Annotated in this window: 27 protein-coding genes; 12 read left to right on the forward strand and 15 right to left on the reverse strand. The window is 74.0% G+C overall.

The window, feature by feature from the left end; all coding sequences use genetic code 11:
* Positions 1 to 111: 111 nt before the first annotated feature.
* Positions 112 to 864: an acetoacetate decarboxylase family protein gene (locus Q2K16_RS30970; protein ID WP_302742023.1), complete on the forward strand. Its 753-nt coding sequence runs from the start codon at positions 112 to 114 to the stop codon at positions 862 to 864.
* Here the strand turns inward: Q2K16_RS30970 and Q2K16_RS30975 are convergent.
* Positions 813 to 2,402: a phospholipase D family protein gene (locus Q2K16_RS30975; protein WP_302746678.1), complete on the reverse strand. Its 1,590-nt coding sequence runs from the start codon at positions 2,400 to 2,402 to the stop codon at positions 813 to 815. The two genes, Q2K16_RS30970 and Q2K16_RS30975, sit on opposite strands and share 52 nt — an antisense overlap.
* A 136-nt stretch (positions 2,403 to 2,538) precedes the next feature.
* Between Q2K16_RS30975 and Q2K16_RS30980 the strand changes: the two genes are divergently transcribed.
* Positions 2,539 to 2,667 carry a hypothetical protein gene (locus Q2K16_RS30980; RefSeq protein ID WP_269756975.1) on the forward strand — a complete coding sequence of 43 codons (129 nt, stop codon included), beginning with the start codon at positions 2,539 to 2,541 and terminating at the stop codon, positions 2,665 to 2,667.
* A gap of 60 nt (positions 2,668 to 2,727) precedes the next feature.
* Here Q2K16_RS30980 and Q2K16_RS30985 read toward each other — a convergent pair whose 3' ends face one another.
* Positions 2,728 to 3,714: a pirin family protein gene (locus Q2K16_RS30985; RefSeq protein ID WP_302742024.1), complete on the reverse strand. Its 987-nt coding sequence runs from the start codon at positions 3,712 to 3,714 to the stop codon at positions 2,728 to 2,730.
* 10 nt (positions 3,715 to 3,724) lie between these two features.
* Entirely contained in the window at positions 3,725 to 4,207 is a 483-nt protein-coding gene (locus Q2K16_RS30990) for a MarR family winged helix-turn-helix transcriptional regulator (protein WP_302742026.1), read from the reverse strand.
* A 145-nt stretch (positions 4,208 to 4,352) separates the two neighbouring features.
* Here Q2K16_RS30990 and Q2K16_RS30995 point away from each other — a divergent pair, with 145 nt between their 5' ends.
* Positions 4,353 to 4,880, forward strand: coding sequence for a GNAT family N-acetyltransferase (locus tag Q2K16_RS30995; RefSeq protein ID WP_302742028.1), 528 nt, complete (start codon positions 4,353 to 4,355; stop codon positions 4,878 to 4,880).
* Between the two features lie 193 nt (positions 4,881 to 5,073).
* On the forward strand, positions 5,074 to 5,661 hold the full coding sequence (locus Q2K16_RS31000; protein WP_302742029.1) for a DUF1684 domain-containing protein: 588 nt from the start codon (positions 5,074 to 5,076) through the stop codon (positions 5,659 to 5,661).
* A gap of 64 nt (positions 5,662 to 5,725) precedes the next feature.
* Here the strand turns inward: Q2K16_RS31000 and Q2K16_RS31005 are convergent, their stop codons facing one another.
* A complete protein-coding gene (locus Q2K16_RS31005) occupies positions 5,726 to 6,313 on the reverse strand; it encodes a YflT domain-containing protein (RefSeq protein ID WP_302742030.1) in 588 nt (195 codons plus the stop codon).
* 139 nt (positions 6,314 to 6,452) lie between these two features.
* On the opposite strand from Q2K16_RS31005, the gene Q2K16_RS31010 reads away from it, so the two are divergent.
* The 3 genes from Q2K16_RS31010 to Q2K16_RS31020 are packed head-to-tail and all read left to right on the forward strand — an operon-like array spanning position 6,453 to position 9,664.
* Positions 6,453 to 8,300 (forward strand): glycoside hydrolase family 15 protein, encoded by a 1,848-nt coding sequence (locus tag Q2K16_RS31010; protein ID WP_302742032.1) that lies wholly within the window; start codon positions 6,453 to 6,455, stop codon positions 8,298 to 8,300.
* A gap of 40 nt (positions 8,301 to 8,340) precedes the next feature.
* Positions 8,341 to 9,120 carry an SDR family oxidoreductase gene (locus tag Q2K16_RS31015; protein WP_302742034.1) on the forward strand — a complete coding sequence of 260 codons (780 nt, stop codon included), beginning with the start codon at positions 8,341 to 8,343 and terminating at the stop codon, positions 9,118 to 9,120.
* 43 nt (positions 9,121 to 9,163) lie between these two features.
* Entirely contained in the window at positions 9,164 to 9,664 is a 501-nt protein-coding gene (locus Q2K16_RS31020) for a metallophosphoesterase family protein (protein ID WP_302742035.1), read from the forward strand.
* A gap of 2 nt (positions 9,665 to 9,666) precedes the next feature.
* On the opposite strand, the gene Q2K16_RS31025 is transcribed toward Q2K16_RS31020, so the two are convergent.
* Positions 9,667 to 9,882, reverse strand: coding sequence for a DUF3072 domain-containing protein (locus Q2K16_RS31025; protein WP_302742036.1), 216 nt, complete (start codon positions 9,880 to 9,882; stop codon positions 9,667 to 9,669).
* Positions 9,883 to 9,993: 111 nt separating this feature from the next.
* Between Q2K16_RS31025 and Q2K16_RS31030 the strand changes: the two genes are divergently transcribed.
* Positions 9,994 to 10,932 carry an NAD(P)/FAD-dependent oxidoreductase gene (locus Q2K16_RS31030; RefSeq protein WP_302746679.1) on the forward strand — a complete coding sequence of 313 codons (939 nt, stop codon included), beginning with the start codon at positions 9,994 to 9,996 and terminating at the stop codon, positions 10,930 to 10,932.
* A gap of 21 nt (positions 10,933 to 10,953) precedes the next feature.
* Here the strand turns inward: Q2K16_RS31030 and Q2K16_RS31035 are convergent, their stop codons facing one another.
* Both Q2K16_RS31035 and Q2K16_RS31040 read right to left on the reverse strand, forming a co-directional pair.
* Positions 10,954 to 12,249 carry a cation:proton antiporter gene (locus Q2K16_RS31035; protein WP_302742038.1) on the reverse strand — a complete coding sequence of 432 codons (1,296 nt, stop codon included), beginning with the start codon at positions 12,247 to 12,249 and terminating at the stop codon, positions 10,954 to 10,956.
* Positions 12,250 to 12,412: 163 nt separating this feature from the next.
* Positions 12,413 to 14,533, reverse strand: coding sequence for an ATP-binding SpoIIE family protein phosphatase (locus Q2K16_RS31040; RefSeq protein WP_302742040.1), 2,121 nt, complete (start codon positions 14,531 to 14,533; stop codon positions 12,413 to 12,415).
* A gap of 187 nt (positions 14,534 to 14,720) precedes the next feature.
* On the opposite strand from Q2K16_RS31040, the gene Q2K16_RS31045 reads away from it, so the two are divergent.
* The gene (locus Q2K16_RS31045) at positions 14,721 to 15,593 is read left to right on the forward strand and encodes a mechanosensitive ion channel family protein (protein WP_302742041.1); all 873 of its coding nucleotides are present in this window, start codon (positions 14,721 to 14,723) and stop codon (positions 15,591 to 15,593) included.
* A gap of 64 nt (positions 15,594 to 15,657) precedes the next feature.
* Here the strand turns inward: Q2K16_RS31045 and Q2K16_RS31050 are convergent, their stop codons facing one another.
* Positions 15,658 to 16,023: a DUF6401 family natural product biosynthesis protein gene (locus Q2K16_RS31050; RefSeq protein ID WP_302742044.1), complete on the reverse strand. Its 366-nt coding sequence runs from the start codon at positions 16,021 to 16,023 to the stop codon at positions 15,658 to 15,660.
* Positions 16,024 to 16,212: 189 nt separating this feature from the next.
* Positions 16,213 to 17,142: a hypothetical protein gene (locus Q2K16_RS31055; protein WP_302742045.1), complete on the reverse strand. Its 930-nt coding sequence runs from the start codon at positions 17,140 to 17,142 to the stop codon at positions 16,213 to 16,215.
* Positions 17,143 to 17,349: 207 nt separating this feature from the next.
* Here Q2K16_RS31055 and Q2K16_RS31060 point away from each other — a divergent pair, with 207 nt between their 5' ends.
* Positions 17,350 to 18,183 carry a hypothetical protein gene (locus tag Q2K16_RS31060; protein WP_302742046.1) on the forward strand — a complete coding sequence of 278 codons (834 nt, stop codon included), beginning with the start codon at positions 17,350 to 17,352 and terminating at the stop codon, positions 18,181 to 18,183.
* Between the two features lie 18 nt (positions 18,184 to 18,201).
* Here the strand turns inward: Q2K16_RS31060 and Q2K16_RS31065 are convergent, their stop codons facing one another.
* Positions 18,202 to 18,414: a hypothetical protein gene (locus Q2K16_RS31065; protein ID WP_302742047.1), complete on the reverse strand. Its 213-nt coding sequence runs from the start codon at positions 18,412 to 18,414 to the stop codon at positions 18,202 to 18,204.
* Between the two features lie 161 nt (positions 18,415 to 18,575).
* Between Q2K16_RS31065 and Q2K16_RS31070 the strand changes: the two genes are divergently transcribed.
* Positions 18,576 to 19,913, forward strand: coding sequence for an MFS transporter (locus tag Q2K16_RS31070; protein ID WP_302742048.1), 1,338 nt, complete (start codon positions 18,576 to 18,578; stop codon positions 19,911 to 19,913).
* A gap of 124 nt (positions 19,914 to 20,037) precedes the next feature.
* Here Q2K16_RS31070 and Q2K16_RS31075 read toward each other — a convergent pair whose 3' ends face one another.
* The 4 genes from Q2K16_RS31075 to Q2K16_RS31090 form a co-directional block, all read right to left on the reverse strand.
* Positions 20,038 to 20,301: a hypothetical protein gene (locus Q2K16_RS31075; protein ID WP_145918827.1), complete on the reverse strand. Its 264-nt coding sequence runs from the start codon at positions 20,299 to 20,301 to the stop codon at positions 20,038 to 20,040.
* A gap of 104 nt (positions 20,302 to 20,405) precedes the next feature.
* Positions 20,406 to 20,867: an SRPBCC family protein gene (locus tag Q2K16_RS31080; RefSeq protein WP_204961292.1), complete on the reverse strand. Its 462-nt coding sequence runs from the start codon at positions 20,865 to 20,867 to the stop codon at positions 20,406 to 20,408.
* A gap of 52 nt (positions 20,868 to 20,919) precedes the next feature.
* Positions 20,920 to 21,336 carry a DUF2795 domain-containing protein gene (locus Q2K16_RS31085; RefSeq protein ID WP_302742052.1) on the reverse strand — a complete coding sequence of 139 codons (417 nt, stop codon included), beginning with the start codon at positions 21,334 to 21,336 and terminating at the stop codon, positions 20,920 to 20,922.
* Positions 21,337 to 21,398: 62 nt separating this feature from the next.
* Entirely contained in the window at positions 21,399 to 22,382 is a 984-nt protein-coding gene (locus tag Q2K16_RS31090; RefSeq protein ID WP_302742053.1) for a YihY/virulence factor BrkB family protein, read from the reverse strand.
* Positions 22,383 to 22,547: 165 nt separating this feature from the next.
* On the opposite strand from Q2K16_RS31090, the gene Q2K16_RS31095 reads away from it, so the two are divergent.
* Positions 22,548 to 22,949 carry a ChaB family protein gene (locus Q2K16_RS31095; RefSeq protein ID WP_145918831.1) on the forward strand — a complete coding sequence of 134 codons (402 nt, stop codon included), beginning with the start codon at positions 22,548 to 22,550 and terminating at the stop codon, positions 22,947 to 22,949.
* Between the two features lie 51 nt (positions 22,950 to 23,000).
* Here Q2K16_RS31095 and Q2K16_RS31100 read toward each other — a convergent pair whose 3' ends face one another.
* Positions 23,001 to 24,434, reverse strand: coding sequence for an aldehyde dehydrogenase family protein (locus Q2K16_RS31100; protein WP_302742055.1), 1,434 nt, complete (start codon positions 24,432 to 24,434; stop codon positions 23,001 to 23,003).
* Between the last annotated feature and the right edge of the window lie 53 nt (positions 24,435 to 24,487).

Genomic DNA, 24,487 nt, shown 5'->3' on the forward strand with positions numbered 1-24,487 from the left:
ACAGGGACGGATAGCCGACAGCACGACAGCGGTGTCGGCTATCCGTCCTTGTCCCGCCGACAGGACCGCCCGTAGCGTCGCGGGAGACCATCGCCGTACGGAGGGAAACACGTGCTCGAACCCGCGGACCCGCAACTCGTCGTCGACAGCCGCACGCTGCACTTCAGCTGGTTGCCGGCCGACCCGGACGCGGTCGCCGCCCTGGTCCCGCCCGGCCTGCGTCCCCGGCCCGACCGGCAGGTCTTCATGAACCAGTACGTCGTCGAGGACGCCGCCCAGACCTCCGGCCTCGGCGCCTACTCGCTGACCTACGTCGGGGTGGCCCTCGCCGGGGTCGACGCGCCCGACGGGGTCACCCCCGGCGGCTGGTGGACCCACTACGTCACCTCCAGCACCCGGGTCCGCGACTACGCCGCCGCCCGGGGCGCCCCGGCCGTGCTGGGCCGCACCACCCTGCGGGTACGGGGCGACGTGCTGGTCGCCGAGACCGAGGTCGGCGGCGTCCCGCTGATCCGGACCCGGGCCCGCGTCGGCCACACCGGCCACGAGCTGCGCGCCGGCCACCACCGGTACTTCACCCGACGCGACGGCGAACTGCTCAGCGGGGTCTACCCCTACGTCTCCGAACCGGTCGACCCGTTCGAGATCGAGTCGGTGGAGTTCCTCGACCCGCGGCACCCGAGCTACGCGCTGCGCCCGGAGAACCCCCTGCTCCTCGCCGGCGGCTGCTACGCCCCGCGCGCCTCGTTCGCCTACCCGGGCGGGTTGACCCGCTACCCCACCCCGCCACCGCCGGCCCCCGACGGCGGGACCTACCAGGTGCCCTTGCGGCGAGCGTGCAGCGGCCTGCCGTCGGGGTCGTAGACCAGCCGGTACGCCGGTAGCGCCCAGAGCCGGGTGTGCCAGGGCAGCCGCTCGGGCCGGTGCGGGCGCAGCCGGCCCGGCGGGCGGGGGCCCGAGCGGCCCGAGTCGTGCCACCGCTTCAGGGCGTCCGCCGTGGCGGTGATCGTCGCGACCGCGCTGGCCGGGTCCAGCAGGTCGGCGTCGTCGGCACCGTCCGGGTCGCGGTCCAGGTGCTCGCGCCACAACCGCAGCCGCAGGTCCCGGGCGAACACCCGGGCCCCGTCACCCCGACCCGCCGGGTCCACGGGGGCCCGCTCGTCGCGGGTCTCGTCGAGCACCGCGCAGGACAGCTCGCTGTCGTGCGTCCAGGACCGTCTGTTGAAGTTGTCGCTGCCCACGCTCGCCCAGACGTCGTCGACCACGCAGATCTTCGCGTGCACGTAGACCGGGTCGCCCACCCGGTTCTCCACGTCGAAGACGTGCACCCGGTCCGGCGCGGCCCGTTCACACAACGACAGCGCCTGCTCCCGGCCCACCATGTTGGGCGGCAGCGCCAACGCGCCGTCGACGTCCGGATAGCGGGGGACCACCGCCACCAGGTGCAGGTCGGGATTGTCCCGCAGCGCCTCGGCGAACAGCTCGGCCACCTCGGTCGACCAGAGGTACTGGTCCTCCAGGTAGATCAGCCGGCGGGCCCGGCGTACCGCCTTGGTGTAGCCCCGGGCCACCGTCCGCTCGCCGTCCGGGGCGAACGCGTATCGGGGCCGTACCGCCGGGTAGGTACGCAGCACCTGGATGTGGTGCGGGCCGCAGGGCGGCGGACCGGCCGGCGGGTCGGGCAGCGGATCGGGGCTCAGGTCGGAACCGCGCAGCCGGTCCCGTAGGTAGGCCAGCGGGTTCTCCGAGTCCAACGGCATCGGGTCGGTCCACCGCTCGCGGAACGTGGTGTCCAGCGCGGCGACCACCGGACCCCGGACGGCCAACTGCACGTCGTGCCACGGCGGGTGCGGGCCGTACCGCGGTGACATGGCGAGGGCCTGCGGGTCGCCGTGGTGGTCGCCGTCGTCGCGGCGGCTGTGGCACAGGTCGATCCCGCCGGCGAAGGCGACGTCCCGCTCCGGGGCGTCGCGGTGGCGCAGCACCACCAGCTTCTGGTGGTGCGACCCGCCCCGCCGGACGCGCTGGTCGAGCAGCACCTCACCACCGGCGGCGTTGACCGTCTCGCTCAGGTCGCGGTTCTCCGCCTCGCTGTAGGACAACGCGTCGAGGTGGGAGCGCCAGAGCAGCCCCTTGACCAGCACGCCCCGCTGGGCGGCCCGGGCGAAGAGCTGGGCCACCGTCGGGCCGTCCGGGCGCATCCGCTCGTCCGGGTCGCCCCGCCAGTCGGTGAAGAAGAGCTGGTCACCCGCGCCGAGCGCCTCGACCTCGGTGACCAGGCGGTCGAAGTACGCCGACCCGTGAATCAACGGCTCGGCGAGGTTTCCGGACGTCCAGACGGGTATCCGGGAGACCGGGTTGGCGCGTTCCTCAGCGGTCAGGAACCAGTCCTCGATCGCCACGTTCCAGCCTCCCGAGGTCGACGACGTCCTCACGGTAGGACCCCCGCCGCCGGTGCGCACTCCGGGTCTCCCGGAACCCGCCCGGACGGTGGCCTACCGCACCCCGCGAAGCCGTGAACGCCGAGGAGGCCAGGCCATGCCCGCCGAGACGACGAACCCCGCGACCGAGGACCGTACGGATGCGGTCGAGAGCGAACGCGGCGCGATCCTGGCGGTGCTGCTCATGGTGATCCTCGGGGTGGCCGGGATCTTCGCGGTCTCCTGACCGACGCGGTCCCGCCCCCGGGCGTCCCGGGGTCACCGGGACGCCCGGCGGAGGTCGCTCTCAGGGGCGGTCGCCCTGGCCGCCGGTGTGCGGCAGCCGCTGGGCGGGAACCACGCCCAGCTTGCCGGCCTGGAAGTCCTCGAAGGCCTGCATCAGCTCGGCGCGGGTGTTCATCACGAACGGCCCGTAGTGCGCCACCGGCTCCCGGATGGGCTGTCCGCCCATGATGTAGAGGTCCAGGGCCGGGGTGTTGCCGTCCTGCCTGCCGTCGGCGGTCACCCGCAGCGCGTCGCCCGGACCGTGCACCGCCAACTGGCCGCCCTGGAAGGGCCGCCGGTCGGTGCCGACCGTGCCGCGACCGGAGAGCGTGTAGACCAGCGCGTTGAAGTCGGCCCGCCAGGGCAGGTCCAGCTCGGCACCGGGCTGGAGCGTGACGTGCGCGATGGTGATCGGCGTGTGGGTCGATCCCGGTCCCCGGTGCCCGGCGATCTCACCGGCGATGATCCGGATCAGCGCGCCGCCGTCCGGCGTGGTCAGCAGTGCCGACTCCCGGCCCCGGATGTCCTGGTAGCGCGGCGGCATCATCTTGGCCACCCGGGGCAGGTTGACCCAGAGTTGGAGGCCGTGGAAGAGGCCACCGCTGGCGACCAGGTGCTCCGGCGGGGCCTCGATGTGGAGCAGGCCACTGCCGGCGGTCATCCACTGGGTGTCGCCGTCGGTGATGGTGCCGCCCCCACCCTGCGAGTCCTGGTGGTCCATGATCCCGTCGATCATGTAGGTGACCGTCTCGAAGCCCCGGTGCGGGTGCCACGGGGTGCCCTTCGGCTCACCCGGCGCGTAGTCCACCTCGCCCATCTGGTCGAGGTGGATGAACGGGTCGAGATCCGACATCGGCACCCCGGCGAAGGCGCGGCGGACCGGGAAACCCTCACCCTCGTAGCCGCTGGGGGCGGTGGTCAGCCGGCGGACCGGCCGGTAGCTGGTGGTCTCGTCGAGCCGGGGCAGGCGGGGCAGGACGAGGACGTCGTCGACGGTGATCGCGGGCATCGCGGGCTCCTCAGGTGTCGCGGTGGGTGGTCGACGCGTCCCGGTCGGCGCGCAGCCGCCGACCGAGCCGGTCGAAGACCCGGGTCAGGGTGGCGACCTCGGCGTCGTCGAGGTCGTCCATCAGGTGCCGCCGGACCGAGGCGAGGTGCCCCGGCGCGGCCTCACGCAGGGCCAGCAGCCCGGCGGCGGTGAGCACCGCCTCGCTGCCCCGGCGGTCCCCGGGGCAGGACTGCCGGGCGACCAGACCCCGCCGCTGCATGGTGGAGATCTGGTAGGTGAGCCGGCTGGGGGAGAAGACCAGCCGGGCGGCCAGCTCGCCCATCCGCAGCCGCTGGCCCGGTGCCTCGGAGAGCAGGACCAGCACGTGGTAGTCGGCGAAGCTCAGCTCGCCGTCGGCGCGCAGATCGTCCTCCAGCTGGGTGAACAGCCGCTGGCTGGCCTCGATGTAGGCGCGCCAACAGGCCATCCGCTCTCTGTCCAGGCTCTCCGACATGCCCCGAACAGTAGCACTCTTTAAAATTTAAACAACCTGCCGGGAATTCGTGTGAGCAGGCAGACATTCCTCCTTGACGGGCGGAAGTTCGGGATTTGAAAGGAAGGGCGGGCGGGTGGCCCCGGTGAGCTGCCAGACTGCCCCGGTGGAACCTGTGCAGATCACCGCGCCCGGCCTGGTGCTGCGTCCCTGGCGGGCGGCGGACGCCCCGGCCGTGCTGGCCGCCCTGGTCGACCCCGACATCGTCAGGTGGAACGGGCAGGGGGTGACCGACCTGGCCCAGGCCGCCGCGTGGATCACCCGGCGGGCCGACTGGAGCGACGGCAGCCACGTCTCCGTGGCGGTGACCGACGCCACCGACGGGACGCTGCTCGGCGCGGTCTCCGTGCACCAGATCCGGCACGGCAACGCCGCCGTCGGCTACTGGACCGCCGGGCCGGCGCGCGGACGCGGGGTCGCCGCCGGCGCGCTGCGGGCGCTCACCGGGTGGGCCTTCAACCACCTCGACCTGCACCGGATCGAGCTGTGCCACGCGGTCGACAACCCCGCCTCCTGCCGGGTCGCCACCCGTGCCGGCTACCGCTGGGAGGGGACGCTGCGCGAGTCGTACCGCTACGGCGACGGCCACCGCCACGACGAGCACCTGCACGCCCGCCTGGCCACCGACAACTGACCCGCTCCCGCGGTACCCCTCCCGCCCCCCGCTGTCGCCTCGCCTCGGTGATCAAGAGCTTTACGTCATACCCAGCCCGATTCTCGACGCGAACCTCTTGATCACCGGGGACGGCGGCTCGGGTGCCGGGAGGGGGCCGACCATGGGGGAGAGAGCGGCTGAGGGAGGCTCGGGGGGTGGTTAGGGTCGACTGGTGGACGACCTCGACGTGCTCGACTGGCGGGAACGCACCGCCGCGCTCTACCTGTCCGACACCGACGTGGCCGGCTTCCGGGCCGCCCGGGACGGGTTGTTCCGCAGCCACCCGGCCAGCCCGCTGCCGGCCGCCGACCGGGCCGGTTTCCCCGGGCTCGGCTGGTTCCCGCCGGACCCGGCGGCGGTGGTCGAGGCCCCGCTGCGACCCGCCTCCGGCACCGAGAGCATCGACACCGGCGGCCCCGACGGGGTGGTCCGCTACCGGCGGCTGGCGGTCGCCGAGACCCCGTGGGGGCCGTTGACCCTGTGGTGGATCGAGGCGTACGGCGGAGGACTGTTCGTGCCGGTCCGCGACGGCACCAGCGGCCGGGAGACGTACGGCGGCGGTCGGTACCTCACCGACACGGTCAAGGGGACCTTCGGGCGGGGACTCACCGTGCTCCCCGGGCACCGGGTCCGCCTCGACGCCAACTACCTCTACAACCCCAGCTGCGCCTACGACGACACCTGGGCCTGCCCGCTGCCGCCTCCGGAGAACCGCCTCGCCACGCCGATCCGGGCCGGCGAACTGGCGTACCACCGCTGAGGCCGGCGGTGCGACGGCACCGCCCCGACGCGCGGGCGTCGGGGCGGTGTGCACGCCGGGTGGGTCAGCGGGCGGTGGCCCCGGTCGGGGTCAGGTGCATCCGGCCGAGCATCTGCCGCGCCTGGTCGGCCAGGGCGGCGTCGACGGTCACCGCGTACTGGCCGGCGCGTAGCGAACTGGCCGAGGTGAAGTCGCGCTGGCCGCCGGACATGGCGTGTGCCACCGCGCCGAACACGGCACCCCAGATCGCACCGATCACCAGTCCGACCAGGATCACCGCGAGCCAGTTGCCGACCGTGAAGATGCCGAACAACAGGCCGATGAACAGACCGAACCACGCGCCGGTGCCGGCGCCCAGCAGGGCGGCGCGTCCCGTGGTGAGCCGGCCGAGCACCGTCTCCACCAGGGTGAGGTTGGTCCCGACGATCGCGGTGTGCTCCACCGGGAACCGGTTGTCGGCCAGGTAGTCCACCACGCGCTGCGCGGACGGGTAGTCCGGGTACGCGCCGATCGTCACCGTGGGCGGGCCGGTCTGCGTGCCGTGTCCGTCCCCCGGGGGCGTCGCCGGCCGGCCGGCCGGACCGGACGGGAGGTTGTCGCCGCCCGGCATCCCGGGTCGCCAGGTGGCGGTCGGGTTCGCTGCTCTGGTCATGGCCTCCTCCTTCGTCAACGACAGGCGTTCCCGCCGGCCCGCCGGGATAACACCGAGCCGCCAGGCAATCCGAGCCGCCCGCCGGGGACAACCCCGCCGGGCGAGGCATGCCGCACGAGGAGCCCGGGTAACCCGACCCGTGGACAGCGGACGGATCAGCGAGCACGGCTTCCTCGCCGACGGGCGCAGCGCCGCGCTGGTGGACCGGCACGGCTCGGTCAACTGGTGGTGCCCGGCCCGGTTCGACAGCCCGTCGGTCTTCGGGCGGCTCCTCGACGACCGGGCCGGGCACTGGTCGATCACCCCGGAGAGCGCCGACGTCCGGGTGTCCCGCTCCTATCTGGACGACTCACTGGTGCTGCGTACCGTCTTCCACACCGGCACCGGCTCGGTGGCGGTCACCGACGCGCTGGCCCTGGAACCGGGGGCGCGCGGGCACGACATCGGCCTGCGCTCGCCCCGGGTGCTCGCCCGGCTCGTCGAGGGGCTCTCCGGCGAGGTGCCGGTACGCGTCGAGTTCGCTCCCCGGTTCGAGTACGGGCGGGTCACCGCGTACCTGACCCACGCCGCCGGGGTGATCGACGCGCGGGCCGGCGCGTGCCGGCTCAGCCTGCGCTCCGACGTGCCGTTGGCCTGCCGGCACGGCGACGCCGTCGGCCGGGCGACCGTGCGGGCCGGGGACACCCTGCGGCTCACCCTCGGGTACGCCCCGACCTACGACGGCGGTGAACCGGCGTTGCCCGCCGCCGACCGGGTGGTGGCCGATGCGGTGGCCGGCTGGCGCTCCTGGGCCGACCTGCACGACTACCGGGGCCTGTACCGCGACCAGGTACGACTCAGCGCGATGGTGGTGCAGGGCATGACCTACCAGCCCAGTGGGGCGATCGTCGCGGCGGCCACCACCTCGCTGCCGGAACAGTTGGGTGGCGACCGCAACTACGACTACCGCTACGTCTGGGTCCGCGACTTCAGCCTCACCCTGCAGGCGCTGTGGCGGTCCGCCTGCCCCGACGAGGCCGACCGGCAGTTCTCCTGGGTGGCGCGGGCGATGGGCCGCATCGACGACGGCCGGGTGCCGATCATGTACGGCGTCGAGGGGGAGCGGGACCTCACCGAGCACTCCCTCGACCACCTGCGCGGCTACGCCGACAGCCGACCGGTGCTGGTCGGCAACGACGCCTGGACCCAGCGGCAGAACGACGTGCTGGGCGAGATCCTCGACGCCGCCTGGCTGATGCGGCACTACCTGGACCCGATGTCGCCGGATGTACGGCACCTGCTGCGGGCCCTGGCCGACCAGGCGGTCCGGGCCTGGCACCTGCCGGACTCCGGCATGTGGGAGGCCCGCGACGCCGAACGGCACTACGTGTCGTCGAAGGTGCAGTGCTGGACGGCGCTGGACCGGGCGGTCCGCTTCGGTTCCCGCCTCGGTGACCCGGCCGACGTCGGGCGGTGGACGCGGGCCCGCGACGAGGTCCGCGCGGCGGTGCTGCAGCGGGGGTGGAACGACCGGCTGGGCGCGTACACCGGGGCCTTCGACTCCGACCGGTTGGACGCCTCGGTGCTGCTCATGCCGCTCGTCGGCTTCCTGCCCGCCGCCGAGGCGAGGATGCGCTCCACCATCGACGTGGTGGAGCGGCGGCTGTCCCGGGACGGGCTGCTGCGCCGTTGGGACGGTGACCCGGCCGGCTTCGTGATCTGCTCGTTCTGGCTGGCGAGCTGTCTGGCCCTGGCCGGCGAGCAGGAGCGGGCCACCAGGCTGTTCGAGCACCTCGCCGGCCGGGTCAACGACCTCGGCCTCTACGCCGAGCAGATCGACCAGGCCACCGGCGAGCAGGTGGGCAACTTCCCGCAGGCCTTCTCGCACATCGGTCTGATCAACGCGGCCGGGTTGCTCACCGACATCGCCGAGCGACGGCGCGACCTCGCGACGGACCGGCCGCATTTCGTGACGACCGGCACCGACGTGGTGGCGACGTCGAGGTGAGCCGTGCCGACCGGCACGGACCGACGGAGGGAGCACGCTGATGACCGGACGACTGACCGGCCGCACCGCCCTGATCACCGGCTCGGACTCGGGCATCGGGCAGGCCACCGCGATCGAGTTCGGCCGGGAGGGCGCCGACGTGGTGGTGCACTACCTGCACGACCGGGCCGGTGCGGACCACACCCGGGCCGAGATCGAGAAGGCCGGCCGGCGGGCGGTGGTGGTGCAGGGCGACATCAGCGTCGAGCACCAGGTCGAGGCGATGTTCGACGAGGCGCTGGCGGAGTTCGGCGCACTGGACGTGCTGATGAACGACGCCGGGGTGGACGCCTCCGGCATCGGGGTGGCCGATCTGGACACCGGCACCTGGGACCGGTGCATCCGTACCAACCTGTACGGGATGTTCTTCTGCTGCCGACGGTTCGTCAGGCACCGTCGCGACCAGGGCGGCGGCGGGAAGATCATCAACATCACCTCGATCCACCAGGAGGTCGCCCGGGCCGGCGGGGCGGACTACGACGCCAGCAAGGGCGGCATGCTCGAACTGGCCAAGAGCCTCGCCCTGGAGGTCGCCCCGATGCGGATGAACGTCAACAACATCGGACCCGGAATGGTGCTCACCCCGTTCAACCAGGAGGCCATCGACGACCCGAAGTACCTGGCGGAGCAGGTGCAGAGCATCCCGTGGAAGCGGGCCGCCGAACCGGTCGAGATCGCCCGCCTGGCCGTCTTCCTGGCCAGCGACGACGCCGACTACGTCACCGGGTCGACGTACTTCATGGACGGCGGCCTGATGCAGAATCAGGGCCAGGGCGCCTGAGCCGGCCGGCCGCGCCCGGCCCCGCTCCCGGAAGGCCCGCCTGATGCGGCTGCTCATGATCGCCGACACCCACCTGCCCCGGCGTGCCCGGGAGCTGCCGGACGAGGTCTGGACGGCGGTGGACGCCGCCGACGTGGTGCTGCACGCCGGGGACTGGGTCGAGGTGGACCTGCTCGACCGGCTGGCCGACCGGGCCCGGCGGCTGGTCGGCGTGTACGGCAACAACGACGGCCCCGACCTGCGGGCCCGGCTGCCCGAGGTGGCCGAGGTGGAACTGGCCGGGCTGCGGGTGGCGGTGGTGCACGAGACGGGTCCGAAGACCGGCCGGGAGCAGCGCTGCGCGGCCCGGTTCCCCGGACGGGACCTGCTCGTCTTCGGCCACTCGCACATCCCCTGGGACAGCGTCGCGCCGGGCGGCCTGCGGCTGCTCAACCCGGGCTCACCCACCGACCGGCGGGCCCAGCCGTACGCCACGTACCTGACTGCCGAGGTGGCGGCGGGGCAGCTCGACCGGGTCGCGCTGCACCGCCTGCCACCCCGCTGAGGTCACCGGCCCCGGCCGGTCTCCTCCTGCAACTCGTCGATCCGCCGGGACGCCTCCGCCTTGGTCAGGTCGTCCGGCACCTCCTCGCCTGCCTCCCGGGCGAGGGTGTGCAGGTACGACTCCTGGGCGGCGGTCGGCGGCTCGTCGCCGGTCACCCACTCCGCCGGGTCCTTGATCGCCCCACGGGGGTCGGGCTGCTGGTCGTAGCGGTCGGTCATCACGTCACCCTTTCCTCGAACAGCCGTGCCAATACCCCGCCGGTCGCCCGGTCATGCCGGTCCGGCTGCATACGATCAACAGCTGCATACGATCAACAGGTGGACACGGACGTGATCGTGGTGGGTGCCGGCATCGCCGGGGTGGCCTGTGCCGGGGAACTGGCGCGGGCGGGCGTACCGGTGCAGATCCGGGAGCGCGGCCGGGTGGCGGGTGGCCGGATGGCCAGCCGGCGCTTCGACGGTCGCCCCGCCGACCTGGGTGCGGCGTACCTGACCGCCGACGACCCGGACTTCGTCGAGGTCGTCCGGCGCTGGCAGGCCGCCGGGCTGGTGCGGGAGTGGACCGACACCTTCGTCGCGTACGGCCCGGACGGCCGGCGGGCGGTACCCGGACCGGTCCGCTGGGCCGCCCCGCGCGGCCTGCGCTCCCTGGTCGAGGAGCTGGCCCGGGAGCTGCCGGTGACCGTGGACCGGTTCGTGTCGGGCGTCGCGCCGGGCCCGCTGGTGGACGGCCGGCCCGCCGCCGCCGTGGCGCTGTGCACCCCGGGGCCGCAGGCCGCCCTGCTGCTCGACCCGGCGCTGGCCGGGGCCACCCGGGCCGCCGGCCGGCAGCGGTGGTCGCCGGTGCTCGCGGCGGTGCTGCGCTTCCCCGGCCGGCGGTGGGTCGACTTCCGGGGCGCCTTCGTCAACGACCATCCGGTGCTCGCCCTGGTCTGCGACGACGGCGACCGGCGGGGCGACGCCGCGCCGGTGCTGGTCGCCCATACCACGCCCGAGTTCGCCGCCGGGCACCTGGCCCAGCCCGGCGCGGCCGGCCCGGCGATCGAGGAGGCCGTGCGGGACCTGCTCGGGCTGCCGGACCCGGCTGAGCAGGTCCACGTGCACCGGTGGACGTACGCCCGGCCGGTCGAGCCGGACCCCGACGGCGGGTTCTTTCTCGACGACGACCTGGTCGGGCTGGCCGGGGACGCCTTCGGCAGGCCCCGGGTGCAGAGCGCCTGGCGCTCCGGCCGGGATTTGGGCCGCGAACTGGTCCGCCGGCTCACCTGACTGTGCCGTCCCGGTGCCCGATCAGCCCCGGGCGGCGTCCAGGGCCGGTTCGTCGCGTCGGTCCCGCTCCGACGGGTCGGAGGTGCGTTCGCCGGCCCGGTCCAGCAACTGCATCACCGGGGTCGCGGCCATCCCGTGCACCACCACCGACACGACCACCACCAGGCCGACCGTCGCCCAGATCAGGTCTGCCTGGGCGAAGTCCGCCTTGGTGGTGGCGTACGCCAGGTAGTAGAACGAGCCGACGCCCCGGATGCCGAACGACGAGATTACCCAGTGCTCGGCCGGTCGACCCGGTGCGCCGCGCAGCGACAGCCAACCGACCAGCGGCCGGATGACGAACACCAGGGCCAGCCCGACCGTCGCCGCCTGCCAGGTGAGCGGGGCGAGCAGACCGGTGATCACCGCACCGCCGAACAGGAGCAGCAGCAGGACGGTCAGCAGCCGCTCGGTCTGCTCGGCGAAGTCGTGCAGCACGGCGTGGAACTCGTGGGTCCGCTCGGCCGCCCGGATCGCCCGCGCGGCGACGAAGACGGCCAGGAACCCGTACCCGCCGATGACCTCCACCAGCCCGTACGCCAGGAAGGTGGCGGCCAGCGCGAGGAAGCCCTCGGCGTGCCGGGCCAGCCGCAGCTCGCTCGGGGCGCGGAAGAACAGCTTGCCGAGCAGCCAGCCGACCAGCAGGCCACCGCCGATCCCGACGGCCAGCTTGTAGAGCACGTCGACGGTGAACCACTCGGCGAACCAGCCCGACGGGGCGAGCCCGGCGGTGGCGATCGCGATGGCCGCGTAGACGAACGGGAAGGCCAGGCCGTCGTTGAGGCCGGCCTCGGAGGTCAGCGCGAAGCGCACCTCGTCCTCGGAGTCCTCCGCGTCGGTGGGTTCGCCTACCTGCACGTCGGAGGCGAGTACCGGGTCGGTGGGGGCGAGAGCCGCGCCGAGCAGCAGCGCGGCGGCCGGCACCAGGCCCGCCCACCACCAGCCGAGCAGCGCCACCGCCGCGATGCACAGCGGCATCGCGATCGCCAGCAACCGCCAGGTGGACGACCACTTCCGCCAGCTCAACGGCCTGTCGATCTTCAGGCCGGCGCCCATCAGCGCCACGATCACGCCGATCTCGGTCAGGTGGGTGGCGACCTGCGGGTACCGCAGCGGGTCCGGTGCGGGCAGCCCGATCGGCAGGGCGAAGACCAGCATCCCGAGGCCGAGGAACGCTATCGGCATCGACAACGGGCGACGCTCCAGCAGGCGGGGGAGCACCCCGGCCAGCAGGGCACCCACGCCCACCAGCGCGAACTCGACATCGACCAGTTCCACCCCGACCACCTCTCACCCCCGGCCACGGGAGTGGGCGGGGGTGGGACTGTGCCCCGCGACCGGCCGGGCTAAGCCTGGGTGTCCGGCTTGTCCCGGCACGGGGGGCGATCAGTGGCCGCCGATGCCCGCCGGCCGGGCCGGGTCGGGTCCACCGGTGGGGGCGTCAGCCGGTGGGCAGGAGGATCTCGAACCAGACCGTCGAACCCCGTACCGTCGGGTCGGTGCCCCAGGCGTCGGAGAGCTGTTCGATCAGCCCGAGGCCCCGGCCCCGGCTACTCAGCGTGTCGGTCTGGGCCCGGGTCACCGTGCCCCTGGTGCCCGAGTCGGCCACCGACACCAGCAGCCGTTCCGGGCTCAGGTCGATCTCCACCCGGGCGGCGGTGCCGGCGTGCAGCAACGCGTTGGTGGTCAGCTCGCTGGTGCACAGCACCGCCGCGCCGATCACCGCCTCGGGCACCTGCCACTCGGCCAGCTGCGCGGTCATCCAGTGGCGTACCCGGCTGGGCGCGGTCGGCTCGGCGGGCATCTCCATCCCGGCCGACCGGCTCGGCTTGAGCGCGTGCTCGACCGCCAGCACCGCCACGTCGTCCTCGGTGGCGCCGGGGACCGCGCCGGTGGCGACCGCGCACAGCGCCCGGGGGTCACCGCTGGCCGCCCCGGCCACCGCCGCCGCCAACCCGGCCAGGCCGGCGGTGAGGCTCTGCCGCCGCCGCTCGACCACCCCGTCGCTGTAGAGCAGCAGGGTGTCGCCGGGGGTGAAGGGCACGGTCGCGGTGTGCGGCCGGCAGCCCAACCCCAGGGGCGCGCCGGTCGGCAGCTCGACGAAGACGGCGGTGGCGACGCCGTCCGGCCCGGACCGCCGGATCAGCGGCGGGGGATGCCCGGCGCTGGCCAGGGTGAGTTCGCCCCGGTCGGCGTCGACCACCCCGAAGGCCACCGTCACGAACAGCTCGTGCGTGCCGGTCTCGGTGCCCAGGCTCGCCACCAGCCGGTCCAGCCCGGCCAGGACGGCGTCCGGGCGGGGATCGGTCAGCGCCAGCGCCCGCAGTGCCGCGCGTACCTGCCCCATCCGGGCCGCCGCCTGCACGTCGTGTCCGGCGACGTCGCCCAGCACCACGCCCAGATCGCCGGAGGGGAGCAGGAACGCGTCGTAGAAGTCGCCCCCGGCGGCGTTGCCGTCGACCCCGGGGTCGTAGCGGGCGGCGATGCGCAGCCGGGGCAGCGCCGGCAACTGCTCCGGGAGCATGCTGCGTTGCAGCAGCTGGGCGGTGCCGTGCTGGGTCTCGAACCGGCGGGCGCGCTCCGCCGCCTGGCCGACCAGCTCGGCCGAGGCGGCCAGCAGCGCCCGTTCCGCCGCCGTCCAGCCGTGCGGGGTCTGGTAGCCCACGGCGAGGCCGCCGCGGATCACCGACGAGCGCAGCGGCACCGCGGCCAGCGAGCGGACCTTCTGGTCGTGCCGGTCGACGGCGGTGTCCCGCAGCGGCTGGCCGTCGCCGGCAAACAGGGGCACCCCGCTACGCGCGCCGACCACCACCGGCGCCGTGGTGTCCGCCGGGACCGGCCGCCACAGCGGGGGCAGCCGCTCGTCGGCCTCGTCGAGCAGTTCGCCCCGGATGCGCCGGACCAGCCGCCAGGCGGGGCCGTCGTCGACGGCGAAGGACACCTGGTCGGCGTCGAAGGAGTGCAACGCGTAGCGCAGCGTCACCCGGGCCACGTCGTCGAGGGTGAGGGTGCCCGACAGCGCGGCGGCGAAGTCGGACAGGCTCTGCAACTGCTGGGTGAGCTGGCTGGTCTGGGCGGCGACGGTGAGCACGCCGACGATCCGACCGGTGCTGTCGCGGACCGGGGAGTGGCCCCGGGTGAAAACGGTGTGCTCGCCGGTGCCCTGCTGGTGGACGGGGAGCACCGACTCCTTCTGGAGGAAGGACTCGCCGTGCCGGTAGGCCCGCTCGATGACCTCGCCGACGCCCGGGGCGTGCCACAGGTCGGCATAGACCTCGGGGGCCGGCCGGCCCATCGCGTCCGGGTGCCGGTCGCCGATCACCTCCGCGTACGCCTGGTTGTAGAGCAGCACGAAGTCGTCGCCGTAGTGCAGCGCCATCGGCACGGGGCAGGACAGGATCACGTCGACCAGGACGCGGACGGTCACGTCCCAACCCTGTTGCGGGCCCAGCGGGGTGCCGGCCCACGGGTGGGTCGGCACGGCCGCCGCCTCCGGTGTGACCCCGGCCGGCCCCGGTGCGGGGGTTGGTGACGTCGGGACCCGCCCGACCGTGCCTGGCATGTCCGCAGCCTATCCGGAGCCGGCCCGGGCGACCCGATCATGCCCGGCGCCTCCACTGACGCCGACCTTCGTGCAGTTCCGGCAGGTTTTCCATAGACATGTCGGGAAAATCGGTGCGGATTCTCCGGCGTGCTACTGCGGCGGACGGGTAACCGGGCGGCGCAGTCCATTGGACAGGAGGGACATCATGCCGGAAACCCTTGCGGTCAGGCAGGTCGACATCGGTAGCGCCTTGACCGACATGTGGCGGTCGGTGCTGCTGTTCGTGCCGAGAGCCATCGCGTTCATCGTCATCCTCGTGGTGGGCTGGCTCATCGCCCGAGCGGTACTCAAGATCGTGGACGCGGCGCTGGAACGGGTGGGCTTCGACCGGGCGGTCGAACGGGGCGGGATCAGACGCGCGTTGGAACGCACCAAGTACGACGCCAGTGACATCCTGGCCCGCCTGGCGTACTACGCGGTGCTGCTGTTCACCCTGCAGTTCGCGTTCGGGGTGTGGGGACCCAACGCGATCAGCGACCTCATCCGGGGCGTGGTGGCGTGGCTGCCGCGGGCGTTCATCGCGATCGTCATCGTGGTCGTCGCCGCCGCGATCGCCAACGCCGTGCGGGACCTGGTCTCCGGTGCGCTCGGCGGCCTGTCGTACGGCAAGGTGCTGGCCGACCTCGTGGCCGTCTTCATCCTGGCGCTCGGGGTGATCGCCGCGCTGAACCAGGTCGGCATCGCCACCACGGTCACCACGCCGGTCCTGATCGCGGTGCTCGCCACCGTGGCCGGCATCCTGATCGTCGGCGTCGGCGGTGGTCTGGTCAAGCCGATGCAGTCCCGCTGGGACGGCTGGCTGGACCGGGCGGCCGAGGAGTCGCGGGCGGTCCAGGAGCACCGGCGGGCCCGCGCGGCCGGGCAGGGCGACATGAGCCGGCAGATGGCCGACCGGGGCGGCGAGCGGACGCAGGCCATGCCGCGCGTCGACGAGGCCCGCACGATGGCCGGTGGCCGGGGCACCTACCAGTCGGGTTCCGGCGACGAGACCCAGCAGTTCGGCCGTCCGGGCAGCTGAGTCGGCAGCACTCACCGGCAGGGTGTCCGCGCGTGGCGCGGGCACCCTGCCGGCGGATACCGGGTCAGGCCGGGTCGAGGTGCCGGGGGTCGAGGGTGCGGGCCAGGGCGCAGACCGCGAGCAGGCGGACCAGCACCCAGTCCGGGGCGGTGAAGTCCGCCGCGCCGTCGGGGAGCAGGCCGTGCGCGTGGGCGGTGTCGCGGACCCCCTCGGCGTAGCCGGACAGCGCGGCCGGGGTCAGCGGGCGGCGGTCACCGTCGAGGCTGTCCCGGATCGCCGCGGCGTGCTGGTCGACCAGCGCGAGCAGGCCGGGCCGGGCCGCGGCGGCAGCGAGGCCGGGGGCACCGACCGAGGCGGTGAGCAGGGCCAGGTGGGAGCGCGCCGCGCGCACGGCGGTCCGGGTGGCGACCTGGGGGTACGGCACTCGCATGAGGACCGAGGTTAACCACCCGGTAACCCCGGCGGAGTCGGCCACCCGGCCGGTACGGGTTCCCCCGCCGGTCGGTCGGTCCTCCGCCGCCGGGACCGATCCGCGCCCCGGCGGCCAGACGGCGCACCGGCCACCGTCGGCGTCGGGGCGGACAGCAACGGGACGCGACGCCGGAATCCGCCCGGCGTGTCAGGGGGTCAGCGCCCCGAGCAGGAGGGTGCCGCCGCAGGGCAGCTGCCCGACGTTGCCGACGGTCAGCACGTACTGCCGTTGCCGGGAGCCGTCCGGGTCGGTCCGCTGCACGTACCGGCTCCGGGTCACCTCCAACTGGCAGGCGGTGCCCCCGACGGCCCCCGTCGGGGCCAGCCCGGGCAGGTAGACCGCGGTCAGCGGGTTGGCGTTGTTCCAGGTCCAGGTGGCCGAGGCCCCGACGGCCAGGGTCCCGGTCGACCACGACGCCGACGGGTCGCTCTGGGCGAGCTGGAACTGACCGGAGCAGGTGACGGTGCCAATGTTGCGGAGCACGAAGTAGAACTTGCGTACCCCGTCCGGCTCCTGTCGGTACCAGCTCCTGGTGATCTCCAACTGGCAGGCGGCCGTCGCGGTCGCCCCGGTCGGCGTCAACCCCAGCAGGTACGACACGGTGGGCGCGATCTGCTCCACCCAGCCGTAGTTGCCGCTGGCCCCGGGCGCGAGCGCGCCGGTCGACCAGTCGTGGGTCGGGGTCAGCCAGGACAGCAGGACGGTGGCCGTGCAGGTGAGCGTGCCGCTGTTGCGGACCACGAAGTGGAACCGCCGCTCGCCGCCCGGCTCCCGGGAGTACCAGGTCCGGGTCACCTCGAACTGGCAGGGGGCCGTGTCGCCGGCCCCGGTGGGCGACAGCCCCACCTGGTAGGCGGCGTTCAGCGGGTTGGCGTTGTTCCACACCCAGCCCTGGGTGACGCCGGGCGCGACCGGGCCGGTGGACCACGTCGCCTGCGCGGCGGCGCTGCGTAGGGCGGCTAGGCCGCGGGCGTCCCGCTCGCCGCCGCCCGGGGCCGCCGCCGCCGGGGTCGGGGTGAGCGCCACCACCGCCAGCAGGCCCAGCAGCCACGTCCACACCGTCGGTCGTCTCGTCACGGTCGGCGCTCCTCGGGGTAGGGATGCCGGTGTACGGCGACCGGGGGCGCGGCGGGTGCCGGGCCCGGTGCCGGTGTGCGGCGGCGTGCCGACAAGGTCGCACACCGGTGGCCGCCGTGGCGGGGCCGATATCCGACAGCGCGGGACGACGCCCGGGGCCCTCCGGCGTCGCTACAGTCCAGATCCCACCCGGAAGGACTCCCACCGATGGCCCTGTCCCGTTCCGCCCGCCGGTGGTTCGGCGCGCGCCTCGCCGGCACCGTCGCCCTGGCCCTGACCGTGCCGCTCGCCCACGCCGGGGCGGCCGTGGCCGGCACCGCGCTCGGCGACGGCGACGTGCAGATCGCCCGGACCGCGCAGGACTACACCTACCGCACCTACCAGCGGCACTGGTCGGTGGTCGCCGTCCAGCCCGCCGCCACCGCCGACTGGGACCTGACCCTGCGCGACGCCGCCGGCAGCACGCTCGCCACCAGCGTCTACGGGCTCGGCCGCACCGACTTCGTGGTGGTCGACTCCACGGCCGGACACCTGCCGTTCGACGCTTACACGGCCGTGGTCGGCGCGTACACCCCCGGCCTGTACTGGGTGCAGCAGCGGACGGACACCGCCACGATCACCCTGCCGCCGGTGACGCACTCCGGCACCACCGGCGCGTCCGACCCCGACCTGACCTTCTCCAGCCTGGTCGACCACGACGTGGTCACCGTCGCCGACCTCTGGCTGACGGCGGGGGAGTCGTTCTGGGCGCACACCACGACGGCCGCGTCCTCGCTGCTGCTGGCCGAGAGCGACCCGGCCGACCCGACGAGCTTCGTCCAGGGCCGGGCCACCGTGGCGGCCCGGCAGCACACCGAGGTCATCGACGGCTGCACCCGGTACACCGCGCAGCGCACCGGCTGGCACGCCCTGATCCAGATCGGCGACCGCGCGCCGAGCACGCACGTCCCGACGCAGGGCACCGGGTACGCCCTGCACCGGGTCGACCCGGCCCACCCGCTCAGCTGCCCGCAGCGGGAGTTCCCCGGCCCGACCCCGTGAGAGGGGTCGCCGGGCGGGTCAGTCCGCGGAGGTGGCGTCGGCCGGGCGACGACGGCCGGCGTCGTCGGCGATGATCACGGTGGCTACCATGAGCGCCACGCAGAGGCTGAACAGCCACGAGTCGTCGGAGGAGAACCGGGCGGAGACCGGGGCCTGGACGGCGGCGAGCAGGAAGCCGAGCCAAGCCAGGCGACGCTGACGAGGGGTGAGGAAACCGGAGCCCTGTTGCATCCCGAAAGTCTTGCGCGACCCCTTCGGATTACCGTCAGCCGAACGGCGGATTCTGGACGAGCTGTCCGGTTTCCTGCCCGTCCGGGCGTTCCAAACCACCGGTTCGGGGGAGGTGACAATCACGTCGACCCGTTCTCGATGATGCGGCAGGATGAGCCTCCGTGTCCGTCGCCCCGCCCCGTACCTCCCTGCTCCTGCTCGCCTACCTCGCGTTCGTCAGTCTCGGCCTGCCCGACGGCCTGCTCGGCGTCGGCTGGCCCTCGATCAGCGCCGAGTTCGGCGTACCGACCGGCGCGGTCGGGCTGGTGCTCACCGCCGGCACGATCGGGTATCTGACCTCCAGCGTCCTGGCCGGGTTCACCCTCGCCCGGCTGGGCGTGGGCCGGCTGCTGGCCGGCAGCACCCTGCTGGCCAGCCTCGCGCTGACCGGGTATGCCAGCGCACCGGCGCTGACCGTGCTGATCGGCTGTGCGCTGGTGCTCGGCCTGGGCTCCGGGGCGATCGACTCCGGCCTCAACGCGTACGCCGCCGGGGCGTTCGGCCCCCGGCACATGAACTGGATGCACGCCTTCTTCGGCCTCGGCGTGGCCATCGGCCCCCTGGTGATGACCGCGATGCTGAGCACCGGCGCCGGCTGGCGCTGGGGGTACGCGGTCACCGCCGCCGCCCAGCTCGCGCTGGCCACCGCGTTCGCGCTCACCGTCGGCGCGTGGCGGGACCGCCCCGCTGGTCCTCCGACGCCGCCGCACGCCGCGCCCGTCGACCGGACGGTAGGCGCGCGGCCCGACGACACGGTCGTCGGGCCGGCCGGCCACCCCGGACCGGTCGACGGTCCGGCGGTGTCCGGGCATGGCGGGTCGGCCGACGACTCGACGGCGGCCAAGCGTGGCGGGTCGGCGGTGCCGGCCGGGGTGCGGATCGGCGAGACGCTCCGGTTGCCCGCCGTCTGGTTCGGCGCGCTCGCCTTCGCCGTCTACGTGGCCATCGAGGTGTCCGCCGGGCTCTACGCGTTCCTGCTGCTCACCGAGGGGCGGGGGGTGCCCGACGCGGTCGCCGGGCTCAGCGTCTCGGGGTACTGGGCCAGCCTCTTCGTCGGCCGGGTGGTGCAGGGGTTGGTCGCCGAGCGGCTCGGCACCGCCCGGGTGCTGCGGGGCAGCCTGCTGGGGATGGCCGTCGGGGCGGCGCTGATCGCGCTACCGGCCCCGGGCTGGGTCACGGTTGTCGGCCTGATCGTGCTCGGCTTCGCCGCCGCGCCGGTGTTCCCGCTGCTCACCCTGAGCACGGCGGAACGGGTTGGCCGTGAGCACGCCGACCGGGTGATCGGCGTGCAGATCGGTGCCGCCGGGATCGGGGCGGCCCTCATCCCGGCCGGGCTCGGGGTGCTGCTCGGCGACACGTCGGTGCGGCTGCTCGGCCCGGTGCTGACGGCGCTGGCGGTGGCCCTGCTGGTGGCGCACGCGGCGGCCGCGCGCCGGACCGCCGCGCCGCCCACCGGCTGAGCCGTCGCCGCCCGACCGGGCTGCGCCGTCCCGCGCGATCGGGCTTCTGGGCCGATGATGCGGTGTTCGTTCGACCGGGACACCGCATCATCGGCCCCCGTGCCACCGACGCGGACCCCGACCGTCACATGGTGTCGGGGCCGGTGCGTCCCGTCGTGGAGGGGCGGTAGGCGCGTTCAGTGTCGGTCATCTCCCGGCGCTCGGCCTGCGGGCCGGCACCCCGGTCCACCGGTTCGGGGCCGTGCCCGAAGGCGGCCTCCTCGCCCGCGTCGTTGCCGGTCGGGTCGTCGGCCTGCCCGTCGATGGTGGACCTGGCGATCGCCCGGTCCAGCTCCTCCAGCGGTGTCCTCTGCTCGTCCCGCCAGACCCTGCCGTCGTTGTCCGTCATACCTTCGCGGTACCCCGACCCGATGATCGCAAACGGTCGGACGCAGTGACGGCCGCCGGGAGCCGGCGGCCGTCGAGGCTGTAGGTCCGGGTCGGGGGAGGGGATCAGGGCTGCGGACGGTCGACCGATCCGCGCCACGCCCCGGTCTCCTGACCGCGACGCTCGATGAACTGCTTGAACCGCTCCAGGTCGCCCTTGGTCCGCCGGTCGACCACACCCAGCTTGTCGCCGGCCTGCTCGACCACTCCGTGCGGCTCGAAGTCCATCTGCAGGGTCACCCGGGTGTTGCCCTCGTCGAGCCGGTGGAACGTCACCACACCGGCCTGCTGGGTGCCGCCTGTCGACTTCCAGGCCACCCGCTCGTCGGGGAGCTGCTCGGTGATCTCGGCGTCGAACTCGCGCTTGACCCCGGCGATCTCCACCGTCCAGTGGGTCATCGTCTCCGACAGCTGCCGGACCTCCTGCACCCCCTCCATGAAGTGGGGGAACTCCTCGAACTGGGTCCACTGGTCGTAGGCGGTACGTACCGGTACCGACACGTCCACGTGCTCGATGACGCCGCTCATGCGAAATCCTCCTCTGGCCGCTGGTGCTCGTCCGGATCGTGGGCCGATCCGGTCACCAACGCGTCGTCTCGTTCCGGTGCCCGAGTGCGGCCCACACCTCGGAAATCGTCTGGTAACGGGTGCCCTCCGGCAGGCGCTCCAGGGCGGCCACGAGGTCGTCGGGCGCGTCGTTCTCCCGCGCGTTGGCGACCAGCGTCAGCCGGTCCCCGGGCAGGGCCGTCATCGTGATGAACCGGCCCAGCCGGCTGCGCGCCTCCACGTCCTCCGAGGTCATCCCCTGCGGGGTGCCGGTCCGCAGGTCGCCCGCCGGTGCCGTGGTCGCCCCCGGCTGGTCCTCGCCGGCCGGCTCCGCCTCGCGGAACTCCTCGACCCGGGAGCCGCCGGTGCCCGGCCCTTGGACGAGGCCGCTGACCTCCTGGCTCATCTGGTCGTCCACCCTCGGTGCGTGCTTGCTGCTGCCACGTTCCATGTCTGTTGTGCTACCCGCACCCGCACGGCGGAAACGCCGACCCGGACGCCGAACCCGACGGGTCACGAACCGGCGGTGGCCTTCGGCGGCAGCACCGGCTCACCCGGGTCGTCCTCGCCCGCCTGCAACCTGCGGCCCCGCTGCAACTCCGCATTGATCTGCACCCCGAACATCAGCGCCGAGTTCGACAGGTACAGCCACACCAGGAAGGCGATCACCGCGCCCAGGCTGCCGTAGGTGACGTCGTACGAGCCGAAGTTGGCCACGTACAGGCCGAAGCCGAAGGAGACGACGACCCAGGACAGCAGGGCGACCGCCCCGCCGGGGGTGAGCCACCGGAACCGGGGCTGCCGGACGTTGGGGGCGATCCAGAACATCAGCGACAACAGCGTCATCATCACCAGTGCCAACACCGGCCATTTCGCCACGCTCCACAGCGTCCGGGCCAGCCCGCCGGCACCCACCAGGTCGCCCACCGCGTCGGTCACCGGGCCACTGACGATCAACCCGAGCGCCACCACCGCGAGCAGCAGCAGCGACACCCCGGCCAACCCGATCTGCAACGGGCGCAGCCGGTAGAACGGGCGACCCTCCTGCACCCCGTAGATGGCGTTGGAAGCCCGGGTGAACGCGCCGATGAACCCGGACGCCGACCACAACGCGCCCAGCAGACCGAAGCTGAGCAGCACCTTCGTCCCGCTCTGCTGGTCGACCACGGTGCGCACCACCGACACGAAACCCTCGTTGCCGACCACCGAACCGGCCCCGATGTCGCGGGCGAGGCCCAACACGGTGTCCACCGTCCGTTCCCCGTCGGAGACCAGCCCCACCAGGGCCACCACCACGACCGTGGACGGGAACAGGGCGAGCACCCCGTAGTAGGTCAACGCCGCCGCCCAGTCGGCGCAGTTGTCCGTCACGAAGCTCCGGCCGCTGCGGACCAGCACCCCGCGCCAGGTCGACCAGCTCAACTGGCGTACCCGGCGGGGCACGCCCCTCTCCGACCCGCCACCGGCGACCGTGGTCTGCTCCGTCGTCGCTGCCATGCTCGGCTCCTCGTCGCCCGACGACCCGGCGGACCCGGCGTCCGGCGCGCGTCTGGGCGGGGCGGTACCCGACGGCGGAAATCGACAAACCCGACGTCGGTGTTTGCCGGTGCCGGCGCAGGGAACCGTTCGGTCAGCCAGAAAACCGACGCGGAGGAGGACGGGATGCCCGGGCGCGAGGTACTGCCCAGCACGCTGCGGCGCTCCCCGGAAAAGGCACAGCGCACCTGGGAGAAGACGCACGACTCGGCGGTGGAGACCTACGGCGAGGGGGAGCGGGCGCACCGCGCCGCCTTCGCCGCCGTCAAGCACAGCTTCGAGAAGGTCGGCGACCACTGGGAGCCGAAGGGCCGCAAGGGGCCCAGCGACCGGCAGGCCGAAGGCGGTGGCCCCGCCCGCCGGGCCCCCACCGCCGGTGGGGTCGACGCCAACGCCACCAAGGACCACCTGATGCAGGTGGCGAAGAAACTGGACGTGCCCGGCCGCAGCCGGATGACCAAGCCGGAACTGGTCAAGGCCATCGAGAAGGCCAACAACCGGGCCACCCGCAAGGCCCGCGGCGACTGACCGGGGGTACGCGCGGAACGCGGGGCCGCCCCGGTTCGGGGCGGCCCCGGCTCACCAGTGCCCGCCCGCCGGCGGTTGCAGGTGCACCGCCTTGACCGTGCTGAACTCGTCCAGCAGCTCCGGGCCGTACCCGAAGCCCTGGCCGCTGCCCCGGCGCGGCTGCGCGGCACCACCCGGCGCGCCCCCGAACACCGCGTTGACCTTCACGGTGCCCACCGGCAGCTCCCGCCAGGCCCGCTGGGCGTGGCTCATCGACCCGGTCAGCACCGTCGCCGCCAGCCCGTACGGCGAGTCGGCGGCACACCGCAGCGCCTCGCTGAACGAGTCCACCGTCACCACGGCCGCCACCGGCCCGAACGTCTCCTCCCGGACCACTGTCATCTCGTGCCGGCAGTCGGTGAGCACCGTCGCCGGATAGAACGCCCCCGGCCCGTCCGGCAGCACCCCACCGGCGCGCAGCGTCGCCCCCTGCGCCACCGCCGCCGTGACCTGCCCGTGCACCTGGTCGCGGTGCCGCCGGTCGACCAGCGGGCCCAGCTCGGTCGCCGGGTCGCGGCCCGGCCCGACGACCAGCGCCCCGGCCCGCTCCACCAGCGCGTCGACGAAGTCCTCGGCGACGTCGCGGTGCGCGTAGATCCGCTCCACCGCCACGCAGAGCTGCCCGGCGTTGGCGAACGCCCCGAGTGCCGCCTGCTCGGCCGCCCAGCGCGAGTCCACCCCGGCGTCGACCACCAGCGGGTCGCTGCCGCCGTTCTCCAACAGCGCCTTGGCCCCGGTGCGGGCGCAGGCCGCCGCGATCGCCCGGCCGGTCGCGGTGGCCCCGACGTGCGCCACCACGTCCACCGGCTGCGCGGCCAGCGCCGCACCCACCTCCGCACCCCCGGTCAGCAGGGACAGCACCCCCGCCGGGAACACCCCGTCGAACAGCCGGGCCAGCAGCCACCCGGTGACCGGGGTCCGCTCGCTGGGCTTGTAGAGCACCACGTTGCCGGTGACCAGGGCCGCGCCGAGCAGCCCGCAGGAGACCGCCACCGGGTCGTTCCACGGGGTGATCGCGGCGACCACCCCCCGCGCCTGCGGCTGCATGAAGTCGATCGCGTCGCCGTCGCCGTGCAGCGTCCGGCCGCCGCGCAGCGGGCCCAGCTCGGCGTACTGGCGCAGGGTGCCGACGCCGGCCGCCACCCCGCCCCGGGCGTCGCCCAGCGGCTTGCCCATCTCCGCCGTCGTCGCGGCGGCCAGCTCCTCGGCCGCCGCCGCCACCGCGTCCGCCGCCTCGTGCAACAGGTGCGCCCGCCCGGCCGCCGGCGTCGCCGCCCACTCGGCGGCCACCTCCCGGGCCGCCTCCACCGCCTTGGCGACCTCGTCCGCCGTCGCCACCGGCACGGTGCCGACCGGCCTGCCGTCCGCCGGATCGAGGACGGTCAGCTCACCGCCCGCCCCGCCCGCGCCCCACACCCCACCGATGAGTTGCTCCACCCGGTACATGCGGCGGGATGCCCCGCTCCCGTCGAAGCAAACGCGTTTCGCCCGGTTGCCGG

The sequence above is a fragment of the Micromonospora cynarisoli genome, from assembly GCF_030518815.1.
Lineage (GTDB): Bacteria > Actinomycetota > Actinomycetes > Mycobacteriales > Micromonosporaceae > Micromonospora > Micromonospora wenchangensis.

What these genes read in the sequence shown, in the direction of transcription:
- Q2K16_RS30980 (WP_269756975.1), top strand. Translation starts at nt 2,539, where the DNA reads ATGCCCGCCGAGACGACGAACCCCGCGACCGAGGACCGTACGGATGCG.
- Q2K16_RS30985 (WP_302742024.1), bottom strand. Translation starts at nt 3,714, where the DNA reads ATGCCCGCGATCACCGTCGACGACGTCCTCGTCCTGCCCCGCCTGCCC.
- Q2K16_RS30990 (WP_302742026.1), bottom strand. Translation starts at nt 4,207, where the DNA reads ATGTCGGAGAGCCTGGACAGAGAGCGGATGGCCTGTTGGCGCGCCTAC.
- Q2K16_RS31005 (WP_302742030.1), bottom strand. Translation starts at nt 6,313, where the DNA reads ATGACCAGAGCAGCGAACCCGACCGCCACCTGGCGACCCGGGATGCCG.
- Q2K16_RS31015 (WP_302742034.1), top strand. Translation starts at nt 8,341, where the DNA reads ATGACCGGACGACTGACCGGCCGCACCGCCCTGATCACCGGCTCGGAC.
- Q2K16_RS31020 (WP_302742035.1), top strand. Translation starts at nt 9,164, where the DNA reads ATGCGGCTGCTCATGATCGCCGACACCCACCTGCCCCGGCGTGCCCGG.
- Q2K16_RS31025 (WP_302742036.1), bottom strand. Translation starts at nt 9,882, where the DNA reads ATGACCGACCGCTACGACCAGCAGCCCGACCCCCGTGGGGCGATCAAG.
- Q2K16_RS31040 (WP_302742040.1), bottom strand. Translation starts at nt 14,533, where the DNA reads ATGCCAGGCACGGTCGGGCGGGTCCCGACGTCACCAACCCCCGCACCG.
- Q2K16_RS31045 (WP_302742041.1), top strand. Translation starts at nt 14,721, where the DNA reads ATGCCGGAAACCCTTGCGGTCAGGCAGGTCGACATCGGTAGCGCCTTG.
- Q2K16_RS31050 (WP_302742044.1), bottom strand. Translation starts at nt 16,023, where the DNA reads ATGCGAGTGCCGTACCCCCAGGTCGCCACCCGGACCGCCGTGCGCGCG.
- Q2K16_RS31060 (WP_302742046.1), top strand. Translation starts at nt 17,350, where the DNA reads ATGGCCCTGTCCCGTTCCGCCCGCCGGTGGTTCGGCGCGCGCCTCGCC.
- Q2K16_RS31065 (WP_302742047.1), bottom strand. Translation starts at nt 18,414, where the DNA reads ATGCAACAGGGCTCCGGTTTCCTCACCCCTCGTCAGCGTCGCCTGGCT.
- Q2K16_RS31075 (WP_145918827.1), bottom strand. Translation starts at nt 20,301, where the DNA reads ATGACGGACAACGACGGCAGGGTCTGGCGGGACGAGCAGAGGACACCG.
- Q2K16_RS31080 (WP_204961292.1), bottom strand. Translation starts at nt 20,867, where the DNA reads ATGAGCGGCGTCATCGAGCACGTGGACGTGTCGGTACCGGTACGTACC.
- Q2K16_RS31085 (WP_302742052.1), bottom strand. Translation starts at nt 21,336, where the DNA reads ATGGAACGTGGCAGCAGCAAGCACGCACCGAGGGTGGACGACCAGATG.
- Q2K16_RS31090 (WP_302742053.1), bottom strand. Translation starts at nt 22,382, where the DNA reads ATGGCAGCGACGACGGAGCAGACCACGGTCGCCGGTGGCGGGTCGGAG.
- Q2K16_RS31095 (WP_145918831.1), top strand. Translation starts at nt 22,548, where the DNA reads ATGCCCGGGCGCGAGGTACTGCCCAGCACGCTGCGGCGCTCCCCGGAA.
- Q2K16_RS31100 (WP_302742055.1), bottom strand. Translation starts at nt 24,434, where the DNA reads ATGTACCGGGTGGAGCAACTCATCGGTGGGGTGTGGGGCGCGGGCGGG.